The sequence below is a fragment of the Pontibacillus chungwhensis BH030062 genome (assembly GCF_000770675.1).
In the GTDB taxonomy this organism is placed as follows: Bacteria; Bacillota; Bacilli; order Bacillales; family BH030062; genus Pontibacillus; species Pontibacillus chungwhensis.
In genome coordinates this window covers 51,216-76,005 of the sequence record NZ_AVBG01000002.1, presented here as the reverse complement: position 1 = coordinate 76,005, position 24,790 = coordinate 51,216, and the positions used below count along the sequence as shown (strand labels likewise).

25 protein-coding genes are annotated in these 24,790 nt (G+C 44.5%); 23 read left to right on the top strand and 2 right to left on the bottom strand.

The genetic code is table 11. From position 1 onward, the window contains the following. Window positions 1-115: 115 nt before the first annotated feature. The gene (locus tag N780_RS03235) at window positions 116-532 is read right to left on the bottom strand and encodes an organic hydroperoxide resistance protein (protein ID WP_036780024.1); all 417 of its coding nucleotides are present in this window, start codon (window positions 530-532) and stop codon (window positions 116-118) included. A 156-nt stretch (window positions 533-688) separates the two neighbouring features. On the opposite strand from N780_RS03235, the gene N780_RS03230 reads away from it, so the two are divergent. The 11 genes from N780_RS03230 (at window position 689) to N780_RS03180 (ending at window position 12,227) form a co-directional block, all read left to right on the top strand. Beyond that, the gene (locus N780_RS03230) at window positions 689-1,732 is read left to right on the top strand and encodes an L-threonylcarbamoyladenylate synthase (protein WP_052114860.1); all 1,044 of its coding nucleotides are present in this window, start codon (window positions 689-691) and stop codon (window positions 1,730-1,732) included. Window positions 1,733-1,796: 64 nt separating this feature from the next. Continuing rightward, window positions 1,797-2,351 (top strand): manganese efflux pump MntP, encoded by a 555-nt coding sequence (locus N780_RS03225; protein WP_036780022.1) that lies wholly within the window; start codon window positions 1,797-1,799, stop codon window positions 2,349-2,351. Between the two features lie 236 nt (window positions 2,352-2,587). Beyond that, a complete protein-coding gene (locus tag N780_RS03220; RefSeq protein WP_036780018.1) occupies window positions 2,588-3,364 on the top strand; it encodes a sulfite exporter TauE/SafE family protein in 777 nt (258 codons plus the stop codon). 21 nt (window positions 3,365-3,385) lie between these two features. Continuing rightward, window positions 3,386-4,507: an MBL fold metallo-hydrolase gene (locus tag N780_RS03215; protein WP_036780015.1), complete on the top strand. Its 1,122-nt coding sequence runs from the start codon at window positions 3,386-3,388 to the stop codon at window positions 4,505-4,507. Between the two features lie 99 nt (window positions 4,508-4,606). After that, window positions 4,607-6,007 carry a WG repeat-containing protein gene (locus N780_RS19145; RefSeq protein ID WP_052114859.1) on the top strand — a complete coding sequence of 467 codons (1,401 nt, stop codon included), beginning with the start codon at window positions 4,607-4,609 and terminating at the stop codon, window positions 6,005-6,007. A gap of 125 nt (window positions 6,008-6,132) precedes the next feature. Continuing rightward, on the top strand, window positions 6,133-6,747 hold the full coding sequence (locus tag N780_RS03205; RefSeq protein ID WP_036780012.1) for a low molecular weight protein arginine phosphatase: 615 nt from the start codon (window positions 6,133-6,135) through the stop codon (window positions 6,745-6,747). 20 nt (window positions 6,748-6,767) lie between these two features. Continuing rightward, complete coding sequence (locus N780_RS03200; protein ID WP_036780009.1) at window positions 6,768-8,090, top strand: methyl-accepting chemotaxis protein; 1,323 nt, start codon at window positions 6,768-6,770, stop codon at window positions 8,088-8,090. Window positions 8,091-8,095: 5 nt separating this feature from the next. Then, the gene (gene rpiB, locus N780_RS03195) at window positions 8,096-8,533 is read left to right on the top strand and encodes a ribose 5-phosphate isomerase B (protein ID WP_036780007.1); all 438 of its coding nucleotides are present in this window, start codon (window positions 8,096-8,098) and stop codon (window positions 8,531-8,533) included. An 85-nt stretch (window positions 8,534-8,618) separates the two neighbouring features. Then, window positions 8,619-9,188 (top strand): TIGR01440 family protein, encoded by a 570-nt coding sequence (locus N780_RS03190; RefSeq protein WP_036780004.1) that lies wholly within the window; start codon window positions 8,619-8,621, stop codon window positions 9,186-9,188. A 34-nt stretch (window positions 9,189-9,222) separates the two neighbouring features. Next, window positions 9,223-10,458 (top strand): serine hydroxymethyltransferase, encoded by a 1,236-nt coding sequence (gene glyA, locus N780_RS03185; RefSeq protein ID WP_036780002.1) that lies wholly within the window; start codon window positions 9,223-9,225, stop codon window positions 10,456-10,458. Between the two features lie 470 nt (window positions 10,459-10,928). Next, entirely contained in the window at window positions 10,929-12,227 is a 1,299-nt protein-coding gene (locus N780_RS03180) for a globin-coupled sensor protein (RefSeq protein ID WP_036780000.1), read from the top strand. A gap of 66 nt (window positions 12,228-12,293) precedes the next feature. Here N780_RS03180 and N780_RS03175 read toward each other — a convergent pair whose 3' ends face one another. Beyond that, the gene (locus tag N780_RS03175; protein ID WP_036779998.1) at window positions 12,294-12,740 is read right to left on the bottom strand and encodes a GNAT family N-acetyltransferase; all 447 of its coding nucleotides are present in this window, start codon (window positions 12,738-12,740) and stop codon (window positions 12,294-12,296) included. 251 nt (window positions 12,741-12,991) lie between these two features. Between N780_RS03175 and upp the strand changes: the two genes are divergently transcribed. The 12 genes from upp to atpD all read left to right on the top strand — a co-directional run bounded on the left by upp (window position 12,992) and on the right by atpD (window position 24,773). After that, window positions 12,992-13,621 (top strand): uracil phosphoribosyltransferase, encoded by a 630-nt coding sequence (gene upp, locus N780_RS03170; RefSeq protein ID WP_036779997.1) that lies wholly within the window; start codon window positions 12,992-12,994, stop codon window positions 13,619-13,621. A gap of 21 nt (window positions 13,622-13,642) precedes the next feature. Then, window positions 13,643-14,797: a non-hydrolyzing UDP-N-acetylglucosamine 2-epimerase gene (gene wecB / locus N780_RS03165; RefSeq protein WP_036779994.1), complete on the top strand. Its 1,155-nt coding sequence runs from the start codon at window positions 13,643-13,645 to the stop codon at window positions 14,795-14,797. A gap of 265 nt (window positions 14,798-15,062) precedes the next feature. After that, window positions 15,063-17,246: a S8 family serine peptidase gene (locus N780_RS03160; RefSeq protein ID WP_269746687.1), complete on the top strand. Its 2,184-nt coding sequence runs from the start codon at window positions 15,063-15,065 to the stop codon at window positions 17,244-17,246. A gap of 723 nt (window positions 17,247-17,969) precedes the next feature. After that, window positions 17,970-18,188 (top strand): AtpZ/AtpI family protein, encoded by a 219-nt coding sequence (locus tag N780_RS03155; protein ID WP_036779991.1) that lies wholly within the window; start codon window positions 17,970-17,972, stop codon window positions 18,186-18,188. A 2-nt stretch (window positions 18,189-18,190) separates the two neighbouring features. Next, window positions 18,191-18,571 (top strand): ATP synthase subunit I, encoded by a 381-nt coding sequence (locus tag N780_RS03150; protein ID WP_036779989.1) that lies wholly within the window; start codon window positions 18,191-18,193, stop codon window positions 18,569-18,571. Between the two features lie 23 nt (window positions 18,572-18,594). After that, window positions 18,595-19,317 (top strand): F0F1 ATP synthase subunit A, encoded by a 723-nt coding sequence (gene atpB / locus N780_RS03145; protein ID WP_036779987.1) that lies wholly within the window; start codon window positions 18,595-18,597, stop codon window positions 19,315-19,317. Window positions 19,318-19,371: 54 nt separating this feature from the next. Next, window positions 19,372-19,584: a F0F1 ATP synthase subunit C gene (atpE, locus tag N780_RS03140; RefSeq protein ID WP_036779984.1), complete on the top strand. Its 213-nt coding sequence runs from the start codon at window positions 19,372-19,374 to the stop codon at window positions 19,582-19,584. Between the two features lie 183 nt (window positions 19,585-19,767). Further along, the gene (locus N780_RS03135) at window positions 19,768-20,301 is read left to right on the top strand and encodes a F0F1 ATP synthase subunit B (protein ID WP_036779981.1); all 534 of its coding nucleotides are present in this window, start codon (window positions 19,768-19,770) and stop codon (window positions 20,299-20,301) included. Continuing rightward, window positions 20,298-20,843 carry a F0F1 ATP synthase subunit delta gene (locus N780_RS03130; protein WP_036779978.1) on the top strand — a complete coding sequence of 182 codons (546 nt, stop codon included), beginning with the start codon at window positions 20,298-20,300 and terminating at the stop codon, window positions 20,841-20,843. Before N780_RS03135 ends, N780_RS03130 begins: the two co-directional genes overlap by 4 nt. An 18-nt stretch (window positions 20,844-20,861) precedes the next feature. Beyond that, window positions 20,862-22,370: a F0F1 ATP synthase subunit alpha gene (atpA, locus tag N780_RS03125; RefSeq protein WP_036779976.1), complete on the top strand. Its 1,509-nt coding sequence runs from the start codon at window positions 20,862-20,864 to the stop codon at window positions 22,368-22,370. Window positions 22,371-22,454: 84 nt separating this feature from the next. Beyond that, complete coding sequence (locus N780_RS03120; RefSeq protein ID WP_036779974.1) at window positions 22,455-23,315, top strand: F0F1 ATP synthase subunit gamma; 861 nt, start codon at window positions 22,455-22,457, stop codon at window positions 23,313-23,315. A 42-nt stretch (window positions 23,316-23,357) separates the two neighbouring features. Further along, window positions 23,358-24,773 carry a F0F1 ATP synthase subunit beta gene (gene atpD / locus N780_RS03115; protein WP_036779971.1) on the top strand — a complete coding sequence of 472 codons (1,416 nt, stop codon included), beginning with the start codon at window positions 23,358-23,360 and terminating at the stop codon, window positions 24,771-24,773. Window positions 24,774-24,790: the final 17 nt, after the last annotated feature.

The window sequence follows — 24,790 nt, the reverse complement described above, 5'->3', positions numbered from 1 at the left end:
TGTTGTTAATAACTTGTGCAAATATGTGGATGAACCCCCCTTTTATTCACATTTGCTATATAAAAAGAGGCTATCCAAAAAGGATAGCCTCTTCCTGCGTTCGATTAAGCCTGCTTTACACAGCCTTCGTTTCTAGAGATACTTCAATATTTCCGCGTGTCGCTTTTGAATAAGGGCATACATCGTGTGCTTTATTCACAAGCTCTTCTGCTTTCGCTTGATCCACACCGCTAATCTCAACGTGGATTTGCACGCCAAGACCTAAGCCGTCATTGCCTTTACCAATGTCAACTTTAGCCGTTACCTTGGATTCAATATCTTCACCAGATTGGTACGCAACAAGGTTTAACGCACCATCGAAGCATGCGGAATAACCACAAGCAAATAGTTGCTCAGGGTTCGTACCTTCGCCACCCGGGCCGCCAAGACCTTCAGGGGTAGACAGGTTATGTTCAACTTTGTTATCTGACGTGGAGACCGAACCTTCGCGGCCGCCTTTTGCTGTTGCTTCTGCTGTATAAAGTACTTTCATGAATAATCCCTCCATACATTTGTTTGCTTCACAATTACACTCTACCCGTTTAATCTAGATCTTACTCATAAGAATATGTTGAGGACTTGCGGAAAAGGGATAAGAAAGCTCATAATAAGAGAATAATGTTGGCAAACAAGAAAGGATGCTCGACAATTGAGTACAACCGAAACGAAATTTTGGACAATCGACCCTAGTAACGTCGATTCATTACAAATAGAAGAAGCAGCGGCACTATTACGAGATAATGAAGCAGTGGCTTTTCCAACAGAAACCGTTTATGGACTTGGAGCGAATGCGCTGAATGAACAAGCGGTGCAAGGAATTTTCGCTGCGAAAGGCCGTCCCGCGGACAACCCTCTAATTGTCCACGTGGCTAATAAAGAGCAGATTGAAGAAGTGGTAACACGTATTCCGCAAATGGCTCACAAGTTAATCGATGCCTTCACGCCAGGCCCGTTGACCCTTATTTTGGAAAGTAACGGTTCGTGTGCCTCTAATGTAACGGCTGGTTTATCCTCAGTTGGTGTGCGAATTCCGGATCACCCAGTAGCGCGCGCCTTGCTGCAGACTTGTCGCCTGCCGCTCGCGGCTCCGAGTGCAAACCGCTCAGGTCGCCCGAGTCCAACTTCAGCTGAGCACGTTTATAAAGATTTAAATGGTCGTGTAGCTGGCATTGTAGATGGTGGCCCTACAGGTGTTGGCGTTGAGTCGACTGTTGTGGACTGTACAGGTGATCGACCGGTGATTTTAAGACCAGGTGGAATTACGAAAGAGGACCTTGAGGAGGTTGTAGGGCCGACGGATTTTGATCCAGCTTTAATCAATCAAGAGGAAAAGCCGAAGTCACCAGGGATGAAATATACCCACTATGCCCCGGAAGCCCCTCTTTGGCTAGTAGAAGGCGACCTTGCTTTTCTGCAGCGTCAGATTGATCAACTACAGCAAAACGATAAGCGTGTTGGGGTAATTGTAAGCCAAGAACACGCAGGTCATATACAAGCAGATGAAATTCAAATCTGCGGTTCGCGTGACCATTTAAATGAAGTCGCTGTCCACTTATATGGAGCTCTTCGTTCGTTTTCAACCGATACGATTGATGTCATTCTATGTGAGAGTTTCCCTGAATACGGAATGGGCTACGCTGTCATGAACCGACTCAAGAAAGCAGCGACGCAAGTGATTACTCAAGATAAATAGCTTCTTCTAAACTCCTCCTCACTCGCATATGCTTAACTAGCATGTCCCGAGGGGGAGTTTTTATATGGATTCGGTATCAATTTTGGGGGAAATGATCACCCTTGCCATGATGGCGATTGCGCTAGGAATGGATGCTTTTTCAATAGGACTTGGCATGGGGATGATCCCGCTTCGCCTTCGTAAAATAGGGACCATTGGACTCACAGTAGGTATCTTTCACGTGATTATGCCTTTTGGTGGAATGGTGCTCGGGCGATTCTTATCTGCTCAACTAGGTTCAGTAGCCACAGTGGCCGGTGGCGTTTTGCTTCTCATATTAGGTGCTCAGATGTTTTATTCTTCCTTCAACAAAGACGAAACTCCTGCCTTCACACCTGTAGGCTTTGGCCTCATTATATTCTCCTTAAGCGTTAGTTTAGACAGTTTCTCAGTCGGGCTAAGCCTTGGTATGTCCGGGGCCAGGACGCTCGTTACGTTAATCCTGTTTGGTCTTGCAAGCACCGTACTGACATGGGGCGGACTCTTATTAGGTAAGAAAGTACAAGGCCTCCTCGGTACATACTCTGAAATGTTCGGAGGCAGCATTCTTTGCGCATTCGGCCTCCAACTCATCCTCTAAAACACAGGTATCTTTATCACAGTAAAGACCCACAGCGTGCCAGACACCCTGCGCTGCTCTAAAGCAAAGAAGCGTGCCAGACACCCTTCACTGCTTTAAAGCGGTGCGGGGTATTTTTTAGGTTTTGTGAGTACATGTGGTGGTATAGGTATTGGGAGAGTAATTTTAAGGATAAAAAGTGCATCTGGATTGCAGACTAAGAGAGAAGCTGTGGCAGGTAAAGAGGTGCTAGTTGTATGGAATGGTCATTATTGATCACGGTATTTGTTATTGGACTTGTCGGTTCTTTCGTGTCTGGTTTAGTCGGCATTGGCGGTGCTATTGTCAACTATCCGATGGTGCTTTATATCCCGCCACTCCTCGGTTTTGCAGGGTTTAGCGCTCATGCAGCGGCTGGCATAGTGGCTGTTCAGGTATTCGTGGCTTCATTTGGAGGCGTATGGGGGTACAGAAAAGGGAACTACCTTCACAAGAAGTTAATTCTCTACATGGGAATCAGCGTTCTCCTCGGTAGCTTATTAGGAGGATTTGGTGCCTCTTACTTATCTGAAAAAGTCGTCAATATTGTTTACGGCGTCCTCGCCCTCATAGCCGTGGCGATGATGTTCATTCCGACTCCCGAAGAGGAAGAGGAGAGCGATCACCCAGATTTCAACAAATGGATCGCCTCTATATCCGCCTTTCTGGTCGGAATTGGAGCCGGAATCGTCGGAGCAGGTGGGGCATTTTTGCTCGTCCCAATTATGCTGAGCATCCTTCACATACCGACCCGGATGACGATCGCTTCCTCATTGGCGATTACATTTATCTCATCCATCGGTGCCGTGACGGGCAAATTGTTCTCTGGTGATATCCCGATTATGCCTGCATTGGCAATTGGTATCGCAAGCATCATCACATCTCAACTTGGAGCAGAAGCCGGGAAGAAAGCCAATACGAAAGTGCTACAAACGATTCTTGCCGTACTCATTATCGGTACAGCCATCAAAATCTGGTGGGACATTCTTTTCTAATTATGAACAGGAGGGGTTTAAATGGCACTACAACCATTAACAGTTGATGTATTAGCTAAGAAGATCTTGAACAATGAAGAAGTGTTTCTATTAGACATTCGTAAAGAAGAAGATTACGAAGGATGGGCCGTTGAAGGCCGCAATGTTCGAAGTCTGAATATCCCTTTTAAACAGCTTGAGAGCGACCCGGGCGATGTGAAAGAGAAGCTTCCAAATGATCAGCCTGTTTACGTAGTCTGTGCGCGAGGCATTTCTTCACAAAAAGCAGTTGACCTTCTAAAAGAAGCAGGCCTTGAGGAAGTAACGTACCTTGAAGGAGGTATGACTTCTTGGAGTGAACACCTCGAACCTGTCAAAATTGGTGACCTAAACGGAAAAGGTGAACTGTATCAATTCCTTCGCCTCGGAAAAGGTTGCTTATCCTATATGATTATTGCAAATGGGGAAGCTGCTGTAGTCGATGCAAACCGCATGACAGGTCACTATGAAGAATTCGCTAAAAAGCAAAATGTCACGATCAAACATGTGCTCGACACACACTTACACGCTGACCACATCTCAGGTGGTAAGGAGTTAGCTGATCAAAACGGTGCGACTTACTGGTTCCCTAAACAAGACGATGTCGGAGTTGAGTTCTCCTACAGCGCTTTAGAAGATGGCAAGGAAATCTCCGTTGGGGGTGTAACGATTGCAGCATTCTATTCCCCAGGCCACACAATCGGAAGTACAAGCTTCATCGTCGATCAGGAATACCTGTTAACGGGAGACATTTTGTTCGTTCAATCCATCGGGCGTCCAGACCTTGCAGGGAAAGCAGAGGACTGGGTAGAAGACCTTCGCCAAACGCTTTATAACCGCTATAAAGAGGTATCACAAGACCTTACCGTGTTGCCGGCTCACTTTGGTAAGATGGAGGAGATCAACGAACAAGGTACCGTTCAAGCTAAGCTCGAAGACCTTTATAAGAAAAATGATCGTCTCCAAGTAGAGGACGAAAGTGAATTCCGTCATCTCGTAACGGATAATCTTCCTCCTCAGCCGAATAGTCACGAAGAAATTCGTAAAACGAACATGGGTAAAAAACAACCAGACGCAGACGAGCGACGTGAAATGGAAGTTGGTCCAAACCGCTGCGCAGTATAATGCACTAAGCCGTCCGAACTAGTTTCGGGCGGCTTTTTAATCGAAAAAACACCCCACTTCCTGCTACAATAGATATAGGAAAATTGTGGAGGTGATGTGGTGGAGGAGTGTAAGAACTGTGGGACCCCTATAGAAAAAGGGGAGACGTGCGAGAAGTGTAAAGAGCACCATGAATACATACAAGATAAAAACGAAGAATCGATGTTCGATTTTGAACCGCAACAACATACATATGAAACACCTAAGAAAAGGCAGGAAGAAACAAGTCCAGAACCAACAAGCGAAACAACGACTGAGAGTGTTCCGACTGTCCCTGTTCAGCAAGAAGCGGAGTCAGAGGACCCGTTTTTATTCTCGGAGAAAACAGAACGAAAAAGTTTCAAGCGTCCTAAAATAAAATGGCTCATAGCCGGGATTCTCCTTGTTCTTATGAGCGCTGCATTTTTCATTTATAGCCAGATTACTTCAAAGGACACGCTTTATTTTACAGTGAATAACAAGATGAAGTTAGGCTTTATTAACGGGGTAGGTGAGATGGTTCTTGAAACCGATCATGATAGTTTCTATCCCGTATTTAATATTCAAGAAGAGTCAGGTATAAATGGTAGGGGGCCCCATCACATAGTAAAAGGGTATCACTTTACAGAAGACCTTTATCCCATTATGCAGGGGGACGCAGGTGAAACGCAGCAATATGGATTCATTCATAAAAGTGGGGAGTGGGCTATTGAACCGACCTACGAACAAGCCCGTGCCTTTTATGACGAACGTGCTCTTGTAGTCAAGAATGGGGCTGCAGGGTTTATTAATTATGAAGGAGAGCTAGTCATACCGGCTCAATATCCTTCTGCTAAAGATTTTAAAGATGGCTTCGCTCCTGTTTACCAAGATAACCAATGGGGCTATATTGATAAAAATGGTGACATGCTAATTGATCCCGTTTATGATGAAGCTTATCATTTCAACGATGGCATTGCTCTTGTCGTTAAAGGTAGGGAATACCAATATATCAATACCAATGGAGAGCAAGTGATGGACAGAACATTTGATAAAGGATATGCCTTCTCTGAAGGACTAGCTCCTGTGGAAGTAGATGGGGAATTTGGCTTTGTTGATAAAGAAGGCAACATGAAAATTGAGCCTCAATTTAGGCGTGCTTATCCATTCCACGAAGGCTTCGCTACGGTTTGCCTGGATGAGAAATGTGGGGTCATTAACAAAGGGGGGCACATGGTGGTTGATGCCGAGTTTGAACAAATTGGCTGGTATGTGGATGGATTGGCTTATGCCTTTACAGGTGAAAAATCCGGTTATATTAATACAAAAGGAGAATGGAAAATTGATTTTGAAGGGCGTTCCGAGTATGCATTTCCTTTTTATGACGGGGCGGCCCTTACTGTTAGAAGGGTAGAGAATCCTTCTCGTGGAGAGGGACTTACCAATATATTTGAATACCGAAATAAAAACGGAGAGATTATTCATCGTTTTAAGCCTTTTTAACATCCATACACTCCTTTCCTCTACAAGAGCAAAGGAGTGTTTTTATATGATCTCTCTCACCGACGAGAACCGGATGGATATGTTATAATGCAGGTAAGATTAGCACAAGTAGTGGAGGTTTGAGAATGAAGCATATTTTGTTTGTGTGCACAGGGAATACGTGCAGAAGTCCGATGGCAGAGGCATTGTTAAGAGAAAAGCATGAAGACATTGAAGTGAGATCTGCTGGGATCTTTGCTCACAAGGGCTCGAAAGCTTCTAAAGGTACCGAAGAGGTGTTGAAGAAGAAAGGAATTGCGTTGAATCATGAATCGCAGCCTCTTTCTGAAGACTTGATGAGATGGGCAAATATCGTTCTGACGATGACAGCTCAGCACAAGCAAAGCGTCGTGATGGAATATCCACGCTATGAAGATAACGTGTTCACGTTAAAGGAATATGTTCTACAGAATGATCACAATCAATGGCAGCAATTGAAAGAAGCCTATTCTACGTTAGAAGATAAAAAGGCCGTCTTTTTACAAAAAAATCGTGAAAAATATAACTCGCCACAAGAGCTTGAACAAGCCCTTATCACACACTTAAATGAAGAGATTTCGCTTATTCGTGAAATCGAAGCCAACCTCCCGAATTCAGACATCTCCGATCCATTCGGAGGCGACATAGATACGTACGAAAAAACGCTTACAGAAATTGAAAAACATGTTGAACTTCTTATCGAAAAATTAGACAATAAGTAGGACAAAGGATTTGTAAGGGGATGGCTGGTTTGGAGGAGAAAAAGAAATATCGGTTTAGTCTTCGGTTAAAGCTCGTTGTGTTCATTACAACGCTTGCGGTGATTACGTATTCAACGAGTGCGTGGTTTATCTATGGACTCTATGATCGGATCAAGGATACAATCGGCATTTCTGTCGTTCCTTTTACGTTGATTACGTTCGCTTTAGGCATTCTCTGGTCAGGCATCCTTGCTTATGTGGCAGCAGGATTTATCACAAAGCCTCTCCTTAAATTGGAACAGACCGCAGCCAAAGCAGCTCTTGGGGATATCACGGACGAAGTCGCTGTATCTAAATCAGACGATGAAATCCGCTCCCTTGGTACGGCTTTTGGAACGATGATGACCAATTTGAGAGGCATGGTACATAATATCGATCACAATTTTGGCGAAACGAACAAGTCTGTCACAGCCATAAAAGAGGCCACCGAGCAAGCGACGAACCAAGCTCGGCTCATTTCGGAGACGATTGATGAAATCTCTGAAGGCTCTGAGAACTCTTCTGTCGCAATTCAGCAAACCGCCGAAGCGATTGAAGAAACAACAGAACTTGCAACCAAGGTACAGCATAAGGCCAAGCTCTCTCAAGATATGTCCACTCACATGATTACGACATTGAATGATAGCGAGAAGGTCGTGTATTCTCTTGTTGAAGGCATTCAGTCGATTGCAGAGGAACAAGAACTGTCATTAGAAGCGGTTGAACGTATGGAGACGAACGCGAAGAAAGTAGAGGACATTATATCCCTTGTTGGAAATCTCGCGGAGCAGACGAATTTACTTGCATTAAACGCCTCAATCGAAGCGGCACGAGCAGGAGAACATGGGAAAGGTTTTGCTGTTGTAGCAGAAGAAGTAAGGAAACTTGCTGATGAGAGCGGCAAAGCAGTCAAAGGGATATCAGACCTCATTCAAACGATGCAAAAAGACGTTTCCCACGTGGTTCATAAAATTAACGATCAAGTTCAATTCGCGCGCCAGGAAGCAAACAGGGGCGAGGAAACAAACAAGACGATCGCGGATATGTCTACGTCTGTAAATGAAGTAGCACTAGCGGTTCAAGAGATTTCTGCTCTTGTTGATCAACAGCTCGCATCGCTCCAATCGACAGCCATTCAATCTCAGGAAGTCTCAGCCATAGCAGAAGAAACCTCAGCCGGAACGCTTCAAGCCAGCTCCACCGTACAGCATCAGGCGGAGCTTATAGAATCAATTGACCAAATCGCTCATGCACTGGGCGAACAAGCGGATGGATTAAGACAACAAATCCACCGATTTCGAATTACAGATATTGAGAAGGGATGATCATCATGAAAGTAATCGTAGCATCAGATCACGGAGGCGTGAACATTCGTAAAGAAGTAACGAATCTATTAGAAGAAATGAACATTGAATTTGAAGACATCGGCTGTGACTGTGAAGGTTCCGTCGACTATCCAGACTACGGAATCCCGGCAGCTGAGCGCGTAGCCAATGGCGAATTTGATCGTGCCATTTTAATTTGCGGAACAGGCATTGGTATGTCCATTTCCGCTAACAAAGTAAAAGGCGTGCGCTGTGCGCTTGTTCATGACTTATTCACCGCTAAAGTAACTCGTGAACACAATGATTCTAACGTGCTTGCAATGGGAGAGCGTGTCATTGGGCCAGGCCTTGCGCGCGAGATTGCAAAGACTTGGTTAAGTGCGGAATTTGAAGGGGGACGCCACGCAAACCGCGTCTCTAAAATTAGTGAATACGAAGCATAAGTGAGAAAAGGGGGAAGAAAAGCATACGTGTTTTTACTTCTCCTTTTTGTGCCTCTGATATCCTACTAAAGGGAGTGATTCTTCCATGGCTACAACTGTTAAAGAGGACATAAAGCATATTGTCGATGAGTGGATCGAGAGTTCATACTTAAACAAGGGCGACTTGTTCGTTGTGGGGTGTTCCACAAGCGAAGTCGCAGGAGAACATATCGGAACAAGCGGAAGCGCCCGTATTGCTGAGGATCTATTTGAAGAACTCATGCGACTCAAAGAAGAAAGCGGGATTCACATAGCCTTTCAGTGCTGTGAGCATCTCAATCGAGCGCTCGTTCTAGAACGAGCCGTCATGCGCGAGCACCGCTTAGAAGAAGTGTCTGTCATACCGGTCCGCTCAGCAGGTGGTTCGATGGCAACACATGCATATCACCACCTGAATGATCCGGTCGTGGTTGAGGAGATCACAGCCAACGCCGGCATCGACATTGGAGACACATTCATTGGCATGCACATTAAGAAAGTGGCTGTACCTGTCAGGTTTAAGCAAAAGAAGATCGGAGAGGCTCACGTAACATCTGTGAGATCACGTCCGAAGTTAATTGGTGGCAACCGGGCAGTTTACACAATAGAACAACAATCGTCCGTAACTTGTGATTAGGAAGGGCGAAACGAATTTAAAGGGGGACGTACACATGAAGCACGTAAAACAAGTTGATCCAGAGATTATGGAGGCCATTCAACTCGAAAAAACGCGTCAGCAGGAGAAAATCGAACTGATTGCATCAGAAAACTTTGTTTCTGAAGCTGTTATGGAAGCCCAAGGGTCTGTATTAACGAACAAATATGCAGAAGGTTATCCGGGTAAACGCTACTACGGTGGCTGTGAACACGTAGACATCGCCGAGAATCTTGCTCGCGACCGCGCGAAGAAATTGTTCGGAGCAGATCATGCCAATGTTCAGCCACACTCTGGCGCTCAGGCTAACATGACTGTTTATTTTGCTGTGCTAGAGCCAGGCGATACAGTTCTTGGTATGAACCTAAACCACGGCGGCCATTTAACACACGGCAGCCCTGTAAACTTCAGCGGAAAACTGTACAACTTTGTGGACTACGGGGTTGACCAAGAAACAGAGCAAATCGACTACGAAGCGGTACGTGAAAAAGCGCGCGAAGTACAACCAAAACTAATCGTAGCCGGTGCTTCTGCGTACCCTCGCTCCATCGACTTTAAGAAATTCCGTGAAATCGCAGACGAAGTAGGAGCATACCTGCTTGTGGATATGGCGCACGTAGCCGGACTAGTGGCAACAGGCCACCACCCAAACCCGGTTCCATATGCAGATTTCGTTACAACAACAACGCACAAAACCCTTCGCGGCCCACGCGGTGGTATGGTGCTTTGTAAAGAAGAGTACGCTAAGAAAATCGACAAATCTTTATTCCCGGGCATGCAAGGTGGCCCGCTCATGCACGTGATCGCAGCTAAAGCTGTTAGCTTCCAAGAAGCGCTTCAAGATGATTTCAAGGACTACTCCGAGAAGATTATCAACAATGCCAAGCGCCTCGGCGAGTCCTTGCAAAAAGAAGGCGTCCGTCTCGTATCAGGTGGAACAGACAACCACTTGCTTCTACTAGACCTGCGTCCATTAAACCTAACTGGTAAAGTCGCTGAACAAGCTCTTGATGACATCGGCATCACAGTAAACAAAAACACGATCCCGTTCGATCCTGAGAGCCCATTCGTTACAAGTGGCATCCGTATCGGAACAGCAGCCGTTACGTCCCGTGGCTTCGGAGAAGAAGAAATGGATGAGATCGCATCCATCATCGCCTTCACCCTGAACAACCACGAAGACGAAGGCAAACTGGCCGAAGCCCGCGACCGCGTGCTTGCCTTAACATCCCGCTTTGAGCTATACGTTTAAATGACTGAACCGCCTCTTCCTTTTTTGGAAGAGGCGTTTTTAGTATCTCTACATAAAGTTTATTGGAGTCACAGGATCAGCGGGCTATTGAGAGTGTGTAAACCAGGAGGGACTTTATAAAGAGAGGGTGCAGTTCCTAAAGAGGTAATAGAAGTTACTAAAGCGAAGGAGAATTTCCTAAAGGGGTCCTAGAAATTACGAAAAGGTAGAATGAAGTTACGAAAAATCTAATAGAAGTTACCAAAACCTCAAGAGGAGTTATTAAACCAGAAGAAGAACTTACTAAAGCGAGATCGAAGTTACGAAAGAGCTTACCGAATTACCAAAAATCAAAGTACTCATCACCAAAAACCTCAACCCACTTTCACAAAAAGTCCCATGCGCAGTTGCACCAAACCAAATGTGCAACGATGATTAAGATTCCCCTAACTAGATCCGATATAAGAAGAAGGAATGAAGGGGGAATCACGATGAGTATTTTTACAAAAAAGAGACAACTTCCAAGGTTTGAAGCGGTTCATACCTATTCAGAAATGGGCGAGCCCGTAAAAGTAGATGATCAAGATTTAACTGGGCGTTTAAGCTATATGAGTTTAACAGATAAACAACTTGCGACGCTGAAGGAAGTAAAACCAAGTGTATTAGCACTCAGTGATCAGCTTTTAGATAAGGTGTTGGAGCATTTGTATGCCCACCCTCGGCTGAATGCGATTGCTACGAATCATAGTTCTCACGATAAGCTAAAGCAAGTATTCGTTGAGTATTTTGACAGTGCGTTTTCCGGAAACATTGATGAAGCGTATTTGAACATGAGAAAGCGGATCGGACGTACTCATGGTGGGGTCGAGCTTCCGGTGGCGTGGTTCTTAGCGACCTATTCGGCACTGAGCAATCTGCTTATTCCAAAAGTGGTTGAGTCCTATCAGGATCAGCCTCATAAACTGTCAGATATCCTAGTAGCCGTAACCAACATTATGAACCTAGACAGTCAACTCGTCGTAGACCATTACCTGGCTGTAAAAGCGGTAGAAGCGAACGAAGCGAACGAACGAAATGAACTTCTGCGCAGGGAACTCGTTGCAATCAGCCAGGAGGTAGCTGCCTCTGTGGAGCAGACAGATGCATCGATGAACGAAACCTCTGAGAAAGCGGATCGCATTCGCAAAGACACGGAGAATACACAGAAGAGTAGTCAGAACCTGATCTCATTAACGGAAATGAATGATAATAAAGTCAATGAAATGCTAGCTTCGTTCCAAACTGTCTTGGAGCAGTTTAACAATAGCATGGCAACAATGGAGAAGCTCGACGATCTCTCCCAACAGATCACGTCAATCACAAACCAAATAGAGGGCATTGCTGACCAGACTAATCTCCTTGCTTTAAATGCTTCAATTGAAGCAGCTCGTGCTGGAGAGAGTGGGAAAGGATTTGCTGTCGTAGCTGAAGAAGTGCGTAAATTAGCCGAGAACTCGAAGCAAATGAGTAATCAGATTAATACGATCACAAATGAAAGTAACGAAAACATTCAAACGCTTCAGACTTCCATGCAAGAGATGAACGCCTCTACGAAACAGTCTCAAACAGATATGAAGCAAGTAACGAACGGGTTGGCTACTGTGAAGATGGAAATGAACCAGTACGTAGACATGTTCAATCGAAATAAAGAAGACCTCGATCAGATTGTCGATGCCATCCAAGATATCCATGGCACAACCGACAACCTATCAGGACTTGCGCAGAAACTATTGAACAAAACAGAAGAATAGAATGAGGAACACTTCAATTCATCTAGAGTTGAAGTGTTTTTTTAGCTTGAGAGTTAGAAGAACGAACTACTTTCTCATAAATAGAAAGACGGTTTCTTCTCGTGGGAGTTTTTCTTTTTTATAACCTAAATAGCCAAGCTTTTCATAGAACGCAATGTTCTCATAGCTTTTACTCCCGGTGAATAGTTCAAAAGTGTAGCCTGGAAACTGACGTTCAATCGCGTACATAAGCTCACGGCCGATGCCCCGCTTTTGGTAATCAGGGTGAACCATGACTTTACCAATGTGACACGTCCCTCCATCTTTCTTTGCGCGAGCGGAACCAATTACTTGATCGTTATGTACGTACTTTAGAATATAAGCATGGTCGAAATCTGCCTTTACTTGATCAAGCGTTTGAGTAAGAGGTTGTATGGAATAGTCGTTATACCGTTCAGCCTCTTGAATATATGCTTTTCTTTGTAAATTTAAAATAGCCTCTGCATCTTGAGGATTAGCTTGGGTGATCGACATGAATTTCTCTCCTTTCTATTACAAAATTATAGAGGAACCTTTCCGCTCATGAAACAGTAAACCTTGTGGTAAACTAAGAAGGAACATGTATCGCCTATATAATAGAAGAAAAAATTCACAAAACCGTCACAAATGCCAAATGACTTTTAGAATATTTTGTCGAGAGATTGTATGATTCACCTTGAAACGCATCCCATAATTCAGTACAATTTTAAGGATGCAAACTATTCAATTAAAGGAGAGATCGGCTCATGGGTAAGGTATATGTATTTGATCATCCTCTTATTCAGCACAAACTAACGTACATACGGAAGACAGAAACAGGAACAAAGGAATTCCGTGAACTTGTAGATGAAGTAGCAGCTTTAATGGCGTTTGAAATTACACGCGATTTACCATTAGAAGAAGTAACGATTCAAACACCCGTTTCAGAAGCAACATCTCAAGTGATTTCAGGTAAGAAGATTGCTATCATCCCAATTCTCCGCGCAGGACTAGGAATGGTAGACGGTATTTTAGACCTTATTCCAGCGGCAAAGGTAGGACACGTAGGACTTTATCGTGATCCGGAAACACTGAAGCCAGTTGAATATTACGTGAAGCTTCCAAGCGACGTTCAAGAACGTGAAATGATCGTTGTAGACCCAATGCTTGCTACAGGTGGTTCAGCGATCGAAGCCATCCACTCTCTTAAGAAGCGTGGCGCTAAACAAATTCGCCTGATGTGTCTAGTAGGCGCGCCTGAAGGTGTAGAAGAAATTCATGCAGCACACCCTGATGTAGACATCTATCTTGCAGCAATGGACGAGAAACTGAACGAAAAAGGTTACATCGTACCAGGTTTAGGAGACGCAGGAGACCGTCTGTTCGGAACGAAATAAGTTTTGTTTGGAGTGAACGACATGAGCCAACGAATTAAGGTGATGACGATTTTTGGGACAAGACCAGAAGCGATTAAAATGGCGCCTCTTGTTTTGGAACTTAAAAAACGTTCAGACCAATTTGAACCAATTGTAACCGTGACAGCCCAGCATCGTGAAATGCTTGACCAAGTGATGAGCATTTTCGGTATTGCCCCTGATTACGATCTAAACATTATGAAATCGCGTCAGACTCTAGCAGAGATTACAACGCGTGCGCTTGAAGGTTTAGACAACGTTATGAAGGAAACGAAGCCAGATGTGGTGCTTGTGCATGGTGATACAACAACAACATTTGCAGCAAGCCTTGCCGCTTACTACAACCAGATTCCAGTCGGACACGTAGAAGCAGGCCTGCGCACGTGGAATAAATACTCTCCATTCCCAGAAGAAATGAATCGTCAGCTAACAGGCGTTATGGCCGATCTTCATTTCACACCAACGAATCAATCCAAGCAGAATCTATTGGATGAAAATAAATCTGAAGACAGCTTGTTTGTTACAGGAAACACAGCAATTGATGCGCTGAAAACAACCGTTAAAGATGATTATGCACACGAGATCTTAGAGAAGACGAAAGATAAGCGTCTTGTCCTCGTGACCGCTCACCGTCGTGAAAACTTAGGTGACAAAATGCGCGGCATGTTCAAAGCCATCAAGCGTTTAGTTGATACACATGAAGATGTTGAAGTCGTTTACCCGGTTCACTTAAACCCGGCGGTTCAAGAAGCAGCCAACGAAATCTTAGGCAGCGATGACCGTATTCATTTAATTGAACCACTAGACGTTATTGACTTCCACAACTTCGCGTCAAGATCTCATCTGATCATGACAGACAGTGGCGGCGTTCAAGAAGAAGCGCCTTCTCTTGGTGTACCGGTTCTTGTCCTTCGTGACACAACCGAGCGCCCTGAAGGAATTAAAGCTGGAACATTAAAGCTTGCCGGAACAGATGAAGAAAACATCTTCTCCATGGCAAACGAATTGCTCTCAGACGATACAGCATACGAAGCCATGGCCAAAGCCAGCAACCCATACGGAGACGGCCAAGCATCCGCCCGTATCGCAGAAGCCATGCGCTACTTCTTCAACTACCAAGAAGAAAAACCACAACCATTCACAACCAAAGACGACTAACCAAAAAAGCAAGAGGCCCCGCGCCCCTTGCTTTTTTTCTTTACCCACCTAAAGCGTGCCAGACACCCGTTATCACAGCACAGCACTAAAGCGTGCCAGACACCCAGCATCACAGCACAGCACTAAAGCGTGCCAGACACCCGGCGTCACAGCACAGCGCTAAAGGGTGTCAGGCACCCAGCACTACTGCACAGCACAAAAGTGTTTTTTGTATGTATGAAGGGGAGGGTTCTTTCAGAAGATAGAGTAAAAGGGTGGTGGTTTTGTGAGGAAGTTTTTTGTGGGGTTCATGCTAATGGGACTTCTTTTTATGAATATCCCAAATCAGGTCACGCTAGCTCAGCGCGAGCTGGAGTCGATTATTATAGAGGTTGAAGATGATGCGCACAAGTGGAAAGAGTATATTGAGAAGTACCACCCTCGTGTTGAAGTCATTCATGTATACGATACACTTCTTCAAGGGTTAGCTCTTAAAGGAACGGTCCGAAATCTAGAACGGGTGGAAAAATTGGATTTCGTTGAACATTCTTTCCCTGAGCAAACGTATCAGGTACATATTAATGAAAGTGTTCCTTTCGTTTTAGAAGATAAGGATCCATTCCGATCAACCCCTTATACCGGTAAAGGGGTTAAAGTTGGGGTGATTGATACTGGCATTGATTACACACATCCTGACCTGAAGAAGAATTACAAGGGTGGCTATGATGTTGTAGATCTAGACGAAGATCCGATGGAAACACTAGAAACGCAAGGGGAGCCGACCCTTCATGGATCACACGTTGCAGGTATTATTGCAGCTGATGGAAAGCTTAAAGGGATGGCCCCAGATGCTGAACTTTATGGGTATCGCGCCCTTGGTCCGGGTGGGATTGGTTCATCTGTTCAAGTCATTGCGGCGATCGAGCAGGCTGTAGAAGACGGAATGGATATTATCAACCTCTCCCTGGGCAGTTCTGTAAACGGTCCTGACTGGCCGACAAGTATTGCCGTCAACCAAGCTGTAGAAATGGGTGTGGCCATGGTCATTTCAAACGGCAATTCAGGCCCTGCCGAATGGACGGTTGGTTCACCTGCGACAGCAGTTAAGTCCATTGCAGTCGGAGCTTCGACGCCACCTATTCAAATCCCTTACCTGTATGATTCTCTTTCTCGTAAAGCGATACCCGTTTCACCCATGATGGGCTCAGTTCCATGGGATCTTAGAAAAACGTACTCCGTTGCTTCGGCCGGTCTCGGTAAGCAAATCTCAACCAATCTTCGTGGCAGAATTGCCTTGCTTGAGCGTGGTGACATCACGTTTACGGAAAAAGCCATGATGGCTCAAAAAGCCGGAGCCGTAGCAGTTCTCATCTATAACAATGAAGACGGAAAACTACAAGGGGCGATCGAAGGAGAAGTTACCATCCCTGTCGCTTCTCTAACACAGCAACAAGGCAAATGGCTGAAGAAACAAATTGCAGATACGAATAACTGGCTCGAAACGAAGTACCAAACGCATCAGGATACAATGGCAAGTTTTAGTTCAAAAGGACCTGTGACATGGAATTGGGACATTAAGCCTGACATCGTCGCGCCGGGAGTTGCCATTACAAGCACCGTGCCTGGGGGGTATCGTGACCTTCAAGGAACGAGTATGGCATCTCCTCATGTCGCCGGTGCATTAGCATTACTTAAAGAAGCGCACCCAGAATGGGGCCCGGAAAAACTAAAAGCAGCCCTCCTTTCGACTGCTACTGTCTTAAAAGAAGAGAACGGAGAGAACGTTCAGCCGATATCACAAGGGATGGGTCGCATTGAACCACTAGAAGCCATAAAGCCTTCATCGATTCTGTACAATGGTCGTTTAGCGTTCGGCCGAATACTCGATGACACAGAAACACGGAAGACCACAATGACAGTGGAAAATGCTAGTGACGAACCACAAGATTACCGATTTACGATTCCGAAACAAGAGCGAGGCGTGCGTTTCCAGTTGCCGTTAAGTTTCACACTGCAACCTGGTGAAAAGAAAACCGTCCCCATATCATTAGCCATCCACCAGCGTCATTTACAAACGGAACAGTCATTTGTTCAAGGATGGCTAGAGTTGAAAGATAATCACAAAACCTATCAACTCCCCTATTTAGCCTTAACAAAAGAAGCAAAGTTCCCGCGCGCCATGGGACTAGAGTTCTCGCTTAAGCCGTTCTCAGATGAGGAGTATCAGTACAAACTCTATCTCCCATTAGCAGCAGACGTACTAGAAGTGGACTTGTATGACCCAGAAACGCTCCGCTACATTAGACCGCTATTTACAGAGGAAGAAGTTGAACGAGGCGTGGTAGAAGGAACGCTTAGTGAAAAAGAAGTCGGACAAGAAGGAACCTATCTTGCCGTTGTAACAGTTAAAAAAGACGGAGTAACACAGTCATTCGAAACACCGATTACAATTGGCCAAACCTTTCCTTAAAAAGAGGGGAGGGGAAGTTGCGCTTCAATTAGGGAGGCGGTGACCCTGACAGAACGGCCTGAATATGGTTGAGCACGGCTTAAAAAGCATGCAAACAAGGCCTGAAAGCATCAGAGCACGGCCTGAGATCGCGCCACAACGGCCCGAATACAGCCAGGCAAGGCCCAAAATCGCGTCGGAACAGCCTGAATCCAGTTGGGCGCGACTTTAAATCACACAACAGCTCAAATCCAGCAGAATCGGCCTAATGCCAATTAAACATACCGTACCAATAAGCGTACCTTTTACCAAAAGAACTAAGTAAGATTTTACAACATAATTCGCCTGATTCTGACGTGATTTAACAGGTGGACATAAGTCCGATAAAAAGAGGCTGTTCTAAAAGTTTGTAACATAACTTTTAGAACAGCCTCTATTAAAAAATTCACAAAAACTTCACAAATTACCCTATTTCAAAATACGCAAGTGAGTAAGCGTTTAATAACCAAAAAATACTTTTGATTTCCTCAAGGGATTTGTGTACAATACGGGTGCACTTGTGAAATAATGAATTTGTGATATTAAGAATGCGTTCTCACATATTTTTACAGCGATGACTTTTCTTCACAAACGGATTGACAATAGAAAACCCCTATTGTATGCTAATTTAAGCGGAATGATAAGGTTTTCATAAATCGACAAAATTTTTAAGAAATCTATGAAAACTTGGTGGGAGCTGTTTTCATGGCCTCGAACGATAATCCATTTAAAGCAATGGCATTAACAAGTGGGATCTTATCCCAACTATCCGGATGCACATTAGTAGGAATTTTTTTTGGACGTTGGCTTGATAACCAGTTTACCACATCACCACTCTTTTTAATCCTAGGTCTTTTCACCGGACTAGCCGCAGGTACATATGGCACGATCTATTTAGTGCGAAAATACACGGGAGAAGATTAAACATGCCACAACAATTCCAACAGATGATTACCCGCCAAAGAAAATGGATGTTATACCTTCTCGCATTGATTGTACTCGGTGCTGGGTTTACGGACTACCAGGTCATTTTTTTGAGCTTGCTCCTTGGATCTGTTATTAGCTTTTTTAACCTCTGGCTAATGCAGCGTAAGATTGATCATATGGGACAAGCTGCTTCAGAGAACCGAACTGTTCGGACTTTAGGAACCTTTTCAAGGTTTGCTGCTGCAGGTCTAGCCATTCTTATTGCACTTCAATATTCACAACATTTCCACTTAATTGCAGTCGTTATTGGATTAATGACAACGTACGTTGTTATTATGATAGAATTTTTAATCTCTAGATTTAGAGATACACAAGATTAGCCCGAGGAAGAGAGGTGAAGAATTTGGATCACAAACAACCTATGGTTACAGATGTACTTGGCATATCCTGGCTGGATTTCAACATGTCCAACGTGCTAATGATTATTGTCAGCGCTGTTATTGTTTTCATTTTGGCTGTGTCAGCAACGTCCAGCTTAAAACGGAAGCCAACAGGGATGCAGAACTTTATGGAATGGATTATTGATTTCGTGAAGGGGATCATTGGGAGCAACATGGACTGGAAGACAGGGAAGCAATTTTTGCCTTTGGGATTAACATTGCTACTGTTCATCTTTGTGTCAAACGTGCTTGGGGTTGTGACAATGATTAGTGTTGATCACACAATTTATTGGAAATCACCAACGGCGGATCCTGGATTAGCACTTACACTCGCAACAATGGTAGTTGTTCTTTCACACTACTACGGAATTAAGATGAAAGGGGTAAAAGAGTACGGGAAAGATTTTCTCCGTCCGATGCCTTTCTTATTTCCACTAAAGATTATTGAGGAGTTTGCTAACACCTTAACACTTGGACTCCGTCTATTTGGTAATATTTTTGCTGGGGAAATCTTGTTAGGATTACTTGCAGGATTGATGACCTCTGGTATAGGAGGGTTCTTTGGCGGACTGATTCCGATGCTTGCTTGGCAAGGATTCAGTGTGTTCGTCGGCGCAATTCAGGCCTTTATTTTTGTTATGTTAACAATGGTTTATATGTCTCACAAAGTGAGTCATGACCATTAATTTATAAAATTTTAAGTAATGCATTATCTAATACTTTAGAGGAGGAATTTTTAAATGGGAGCTTTAGCAGCTGCAATCGCAGTAGGTCTATCAGCATTTGGTGCTAGTATTGGTAACGGTTTAATCGTAAGTCGCACAGTAGAGGGGATTGCTCGTCAACCAGAACTACGTAGTGCCCTTCAAACAACAATGTTCATCGGTGTTGCACTAGTAGAGGCAATTCCAATCATCGGCGTTGTTATCGCATTTATCGTAATGGGAAGCTAATAGATTTTGAATCAAATGGCGGAGTACGACCAGGATTGTCTTCGCCATTCCTTATACCTTTAAAGAATTGAATAGAATATAAGATACATAGAAAACTCCGACTTTTCACCCTTATGGGGAGTGAAAAGCTGAGTTTTTCTAATGTAATGCCTGTTACAGATAAGTGTGAAAGGAGTGAATGGTGTGCAGTCATTAACTGGATTTTTAATTCTAGGCGCTGAGGCAGAAGCTACCGGCGTTGCATGGGGAGATATGGCCACGCTTCTTTTCACGTTCATTATCCTTTTAGTCCTTCTTCGCATTTTTGCTTGGGGACCTTTAATGAACGTTATGAAAGAACGCCAAGATCACATTTCCAATGAAATTGATACGGCTGAGAAGAACCGCCAAGATGCTGAGCGTATGTCGAGTGAAGCTCAAGAAGAGCTTAAGAAGACGCGTCAAGAAGCACATCAAATTATCGAAGATGCTAAGCAAACTGCCAAAGAGCAGGAACAAGATATTATTACAGCTGCCCGCACTGAGGGTGAGCGTATTAAAGAATCAGCTCGTCAAGAAATTGAGACTGAGAAAGAAAAAGCGATTCAAGCCCTTCAAGACCAAGTGGCTTCCTTGTCCGTACGTATTGCAAGCAAGGTAATTGAGAAAGAATTATCTGAGCAAGACCAAGAGAAATTGATCAATGAGTACGTTAAAGAAGTAGGAGAAGGGCGATGAGTAACGAAGTAGTGGCAAAGCGTTATGCAGTGGCTCTTTTTCAACTCGGACAAGAAAAATCGAAACTCGAAACTTTTGAAGAAGAACTTCGTACGATTCGAGAAGTTTTTCGTAACAATAAGCAACTATATTCTTTCCTGAAGCATCCGCGTATTAAAAAGGATAAGAAGAAACAGCTTCTTAGCGAAGTGTTTCAAGGGTACTCCGAAGAAGTGACGAACACGCTTGAAATGACAATCGATCGTCACCGTGAGCAAATGATTCCGGCTATGGTTGATGCGTTTATTGAGCGAAACAACGAAGCGCGCGGGATTGCAGAAGCAGAAGTCTATTCAGTTCGAGCGTTGGGTCCAGATGAAGAGAAGATGGTTCAGGATGTTTTCTCTAAAAAACTTAACAAACAGTCTCTACGCATTCACAACGTGATTGATCCTTCCTTACTTGGTGGCATTAAGCTACGTATCGGGAACCGGATCTATGACGGAAGTGTGAGCGGAAAGTTAGAGCGAATTGAGCGGAAATTGGTTTCTGCGAACAAATGATGATAGGGGTGAAATTGCATGAGCATCAAAGCTGAAGAGATCAGTGCGCTGATTAAGCAGCAAATTGAAAATTATGATTCTGAAATTGAAGTCAACGATGTAGGTACAGTCATCCAGGTTGGTGACGGTATTGCTCGTGCCCATGGCCTTGATAACGTCATGTCTGGTGAGCTCGTTGAATTCGCAAACGGCGTTATGGGTATGGCCCAGAACCTTGAGGAAAACAACGTCGGTATCGTTATCCTTGGTGAATTCACAGAAATTCGTGAAGGTGACGAAGTTCGTCGTACTGGACGTATCATGCAGGTACCGGTAGGGGAGGAACTACTAGGACGTGTTGTGAACCCACTTGGACAACCTGTAGACGGAAGAGGACCAGTTGAAACAAGCAAAACTCGTCCAATCGAATCTCCAGCACCAGGTGTAATGGATCGTAAATCCGTTGACGAACCACTTCAAACAGGTATTAAAGCGATTGACGCTCTTGTACCAATCGGTCGTGGTCAGCGTGAGTTAATTATCGGAGACCGTCAGACGGGTAAAACAACGGTTGCCGTTGACTCCATTATTAACCAAAAAGATCAGGATATGATCTGTATTTATGTAGCGATTGGCCAGAAGGAATCAACAGTACGTGGTACGGTTGAAACACTTCGCAAGCACGGAGCGCTAGATTACACAATCGTTGTAACAGCAAGTGCTTCTCAGCCAGCTCCGCTTCTTTACCTTGCTCCATATGCGGGTGTATCTATGGGTGAAGAATTCATGTACAACGGCAAGAACGTTCTTGTTGTATATGATGACCTTTCTAAACAAGCGGCTGCATACCGTGAACTTTCCTTGCTACTTCGTCGTCCTCCAGGCCGTGAAGCATTCCCTGGTGATGTTTTCTACCTTCACTCTCGTTTACTTGAGCGTGCAGCGAAGCTTAGTGACGCAAAAGGTGGCGGTTCATTAACAGCCCTTCCATTTATCGAAACACAAGCAGGCGATATCTCAGCTTATATCCCTACAAACGTAATTTCCATCACAGATGGACAGATCTTCTTGCAATCTGACTTGTTCTTCTCAGGTGTACGCCCAGCCATTAACGCTGGTCAGTCCGTATCCCGAGTTGGTGGTTCTGCCCAGATTAAAGCGATGAAGAAAGTTGCAGGTACCCTTCGTCTGGATCTTGCATCGTTCCGTGAGCTGGAAGCATTCGCGCAGTTCGGTTCTGACCTTGATAAAGCAACACAAGCGAAACTGAACCGTGGTGAGCGTACAGTAGAAGTGCTGAAGCAGGGTCTTCATAAACCACTTGTTGTTGAGAAGCAGGTTGCCATTATTTACGCACTTGTTAATGGCTATCTTGATGATATCCCAGTAGACAACATCCAGCGTTTTGAAGATGAACTTCAAACTTGGATTGGCAAGAACAATCCAGAACTTTATGAGCATATCCGCACAACAGGAAAACTTCCTGAAAAAGAAGACTTCAACAGCGCGATCGAAGGCTTTAAAAAGACATTCGTCGTTTCTGAATAATATTATAACCGGTCTTTAAAGTGGCCTATTAGGCTGCTTTAAAGATCAGATAAGCAACCTTTGAAGAAAGGGTGGTGAAACAGCGTGGCATCCCTTAGAGATATAAAGAATCGGATCAGTTCTACGAAGAAAACGAAGCAGATCACAAAAGCGATGGAGATGGTTTCAGCTTCTAAATTGAATCGGGCTGAGCAAAACGCAAAGTCGTTCAATCCATATATGGATAAGATTCAAGAAGTTGTGGCTTCAATTGCAAATGGTGGTGGTGATGTGAGTCACCCGATGTTAAACACACGGCCTGTCAAGAAAACAGGTTACCTTGTGATTACATCAGACCGTGGTCTTGCAGGAGCTTACAACAGTAGCGTGCTTCGTAAGGTGTATCAAAAGATCCAAGATACACATAGCTCAAAGGATGAATATACAGTTATTCCAATGGGACGTGTTGGACGTGATTTCTTCTCAAAACGCGATATGCCGATTGAGCGTGAGATCACAGGAGTAGCGGACCAGCCAGCTTTTGCTGACATTAAAGATGTTGCAAGCGAAGCAGTCCAGCTTTATACCGACGGTGTTATTGATGAATTGTATATTTACTACAACCATTATGTAAGTGCAATTACGCAGGAAGTAACGGAAACGAAATTACTTCCATTAACAGATATCTCAACAGAAGGTAAGAAGCTAAGTTCATATGAGTATGAGCCAGACCAGGATCAAATCTTGAAGTCACTTCTTCCTCAATACGCTGAAAGTTTAATCTTCGGAGCCTTGTTAGACGGTAAAGCCAGTGAACATGCTGCTCGTATGACAGCCATGAAAGCTGCAACAGATAATGCGGACGATCTTATCGGAGATCTTACGTTATCCTACAACCGTGCACGTCAGGCATCCATCACCCAGGAGATCACCGAAATTGTCGGTGGAGCTGCAGCCTTAGAGTAGGCGAGCCCTGGATGAACGTGAAAGTAAGTTAGGAGGGAAATCATGAGTAAAGGACGCATTACACAGGTAATGGGACCCGTTGTAGACGTTCAGTTCGAAGATGGCCATTTGCCTGAGATCTATAACGCCTTAACGGTCCATCACGAAGCAAAAGATGAATCCGAAAGTAGCGTAGACCTTACGCTAGAAGTAGCACTTCACCTTGGAGATAATGCGGTTCGTACAGTAGCGATGGCTTCTACAGAAGGTCTGACTCGTGGACTAGGAGTCGTTGATACAGGTGCGCCAATCTCCGTTCCAGTAGGTGACGTTACACTTGGACGTGTCTTTAACGTATTAGGTGACAAAATTGATTTAGACGAACCACTTCAAGAAGGGATTCGTCGTGACCCAATTCACCGCGCGGCACCAACATTTGAACAACTATCTACAGAGACAGAAATTCTTGAAACAGGAATTAAAGTTGTAGACTTACTAGCTCCTTACATCAAGGGTGGTAAGATCGGTCTATTCGGTGGTGCCGGTGTAGGTAAAACCGTATTAATTCAGGAGTTAATCAACAACATCGCTCAGGAGCACGGTGGTATTTCCGTATTCGCAGGTGTTGGAGAGCGTACTCGTGAAGGGAACGACCTTTACTACGAAATGACAGATTCAGGAGTTATCAAGAAGACAGCCATGGTATTCGGTCAGATGAACGAACCACCTGGTGCACGTATGCGTGTTGCGCTTTCTGGTCTTACAATGGCGGAGTACTTCCGTGATGAGCAAGGTCAGGACGTTCTATTCTTCATCGATAACATCTTCCGCTTTACACAAGGTGGTCTTGAGGTATCCGCTCTCCTTGGTCGTATGCCTTCAGCCGTAGGTTACCAGCCAACTCTAGCAACAGAGATGGGTCAACTTCAGGAACGTATCACATCAACTGAAAAAGGTTCCGTAACCTCTATTCAGGCGATCTACGTACCTGCCGATGACTACACGGACCCGGCGCCAGCCACTACGTTCGCACACTTAGATGCGACAACAAACCTTGAGCGTAAGCTTTCTGAGCAAGGTATCTACCCAGCCGTAGACCCACTTGCTTCAACATCTCGTGCCCTTGACCCAGCTGTTGTTGGTGAAGAGCATTATGAAGTAGCGCGTCAAGTTCAAAGTACATTACAGCGTTATAAAGAGCTTCAGGATATTATCGCGATCCTTGGTATGGACGAATTATCTGATGAAGATAAGATGACTGTATCTCGCGCGCGTCGTATTCAGTTCTTCTTGTCTCAGAACTTCCACGTTGCTGAGCAGTTCACAGGTCAGAAAGGTTCTTACGTGCCAGTTGCTGAGACTGTTAAAGGATTCAAAGAGATCCTAGAAGGTAAGTACGATGACCTTCCAGAGGACGCATTCCGCCTAGTTGGACGCATTGAAGATGTAGTTGAAAAAGCAAAATCAATGGAACAATAATAAAAAAGCGGCATTCT

What these genes read in the sequence shown, in the direction of transcription:
- N780_RS03155 (WP_036779991.1), top strand. Translation starts at nt 17,970, where the DNA reads ATGGCCTCGAACGATAATCCATTTAAAGCAATGGCATTAACAAGTGGG.
- N780_RS03130 (WP_036779978.1), top strand. Translation starts at nt 20,298, where the DNA reads ATGAGTAACGAAGTAGTGGCAAAGCGTTATGCAGTGGCTCTTTTTCAA.
- rpiB (WP_036780007.1), top strand. Translation starts at nt 8,096, where the DNA reads ATGAAAGTAATCGTAGCATCAGATCACGGAGGCGTGAACATTCGTAAA.
- N780_RS03215 (WP_036780015.1), top strand. Translation starts at nt 3,386, where the DNA reads ATGGCACTACAACCATTAACAGTTGATGTATTAGCTAAGAAGATCTTG.
- N780_RS03180 (WP_036780000.1), top strand. Translation starts at nt 10,929, where the DNA reads ATGAGTATTTTTACAAAAAAGAGACAACTTCCAAGGTTTGAAGCGGTT.
- N780_RS03175 (WP_036779998.1), bottom strand. Translation starts at nt 12,740, where the DNA reads ATGTCGATCACCCAAGCTAATCCTCAAGATGCAGAGGCTATTTTAAAT.
- wecB (WP_036779994.1), top strand. Translation starts at nt 13,643, where the DNA reads ATGAGCCAACGAATTAAGGTGATGACGATTTTTGGGACAAGACCAGAA.
- N780_RS03190 (WP_036780004.1), top strand. Translation starts at nt 8,619, where the DNA reads ATGGCTACAACTGTTAAAGAGGACATAAAGCATATTGTCGATGAGTGG.
- N780_RS03150 (WP_036779989.1), top strand. Translation starts at nt 18,191, where the DNA reads ATGCCACAACAATTCCAACAGATGATTACCCGCCAAAGAAAATGGATG.
- N780_RS03225 (WP_036780022.1), top strand. Translation starts at nt 1,797, where the DNA reads ATGGATTCGGTATCAATTTTGGGGGAAATGATCACCCTTGCCATGATG.
- N780_RS03200 (WP_036780009.1), top strand. Translation starts at nt 6,768, where the DNA reads ATGGCTGGTTTGGAGGAGAAAAAGAAATATCGGTTTAGTCTTCGGTTA.
- atpA (WP_036779976.1), top strand. Translation starts at nt 20,862, where the DNA reads ATGAGCATCAAAGCTGAAGAGATCAGTGCGCTGATTAAGCAGCAAATT.
- N780_RS03235 (WP_036780024.1), bottom strand. Translation starts at nt 532, where the DNA reads ATGAAAGTACTTTATACAGCAGAAGCAACAGCAAAAGGCGGCCGCGAA.
- N780_RS03220 (WP_036780018.1), top strand. Translation starts at nt 2,588, where the DNA reads ATGGAATGGTCATTATTGATCACGGTATTTGTTATTGGACTTGTCGGT.
- N780_RS03205 (WP_036780012.1), top strand. Translation starts at nt 6,133, where the DNA reads ATGAAGCATATTTTGTTTGTGTGCACAGGGAATACGTGCAGAAGTCCG.
- glyA (WP_036780002.1), top strand. Translation starts at nt 9,223, where the DNA reads ATGAAGCACGTAAAACAAGTTGATCCAGAGATTATGGAGGCCATTCAA.
- atpE (WP_036779984.1), top strand. Translation starts at nt 19,372, where the DNA reads ATGGGAGCTTTAGCAGCTGCAATCGCAGTAGGTCTATCAGCATTTGGT.
- upp (WP_036779997.1), top strand. Translation starts at nt 12,992, where the DNA reads ATGGGTAAGGTATATGTATTTGATCATCCTCTTATTCAGCACAAACTA.
- atpD (WP_036779971.1), top strand. Translation starts at nt 23,358, where the DNA reads ATGAGTAAAGGACGCATTACACAGGTAATGGGACCCGTTGTAGACGTT.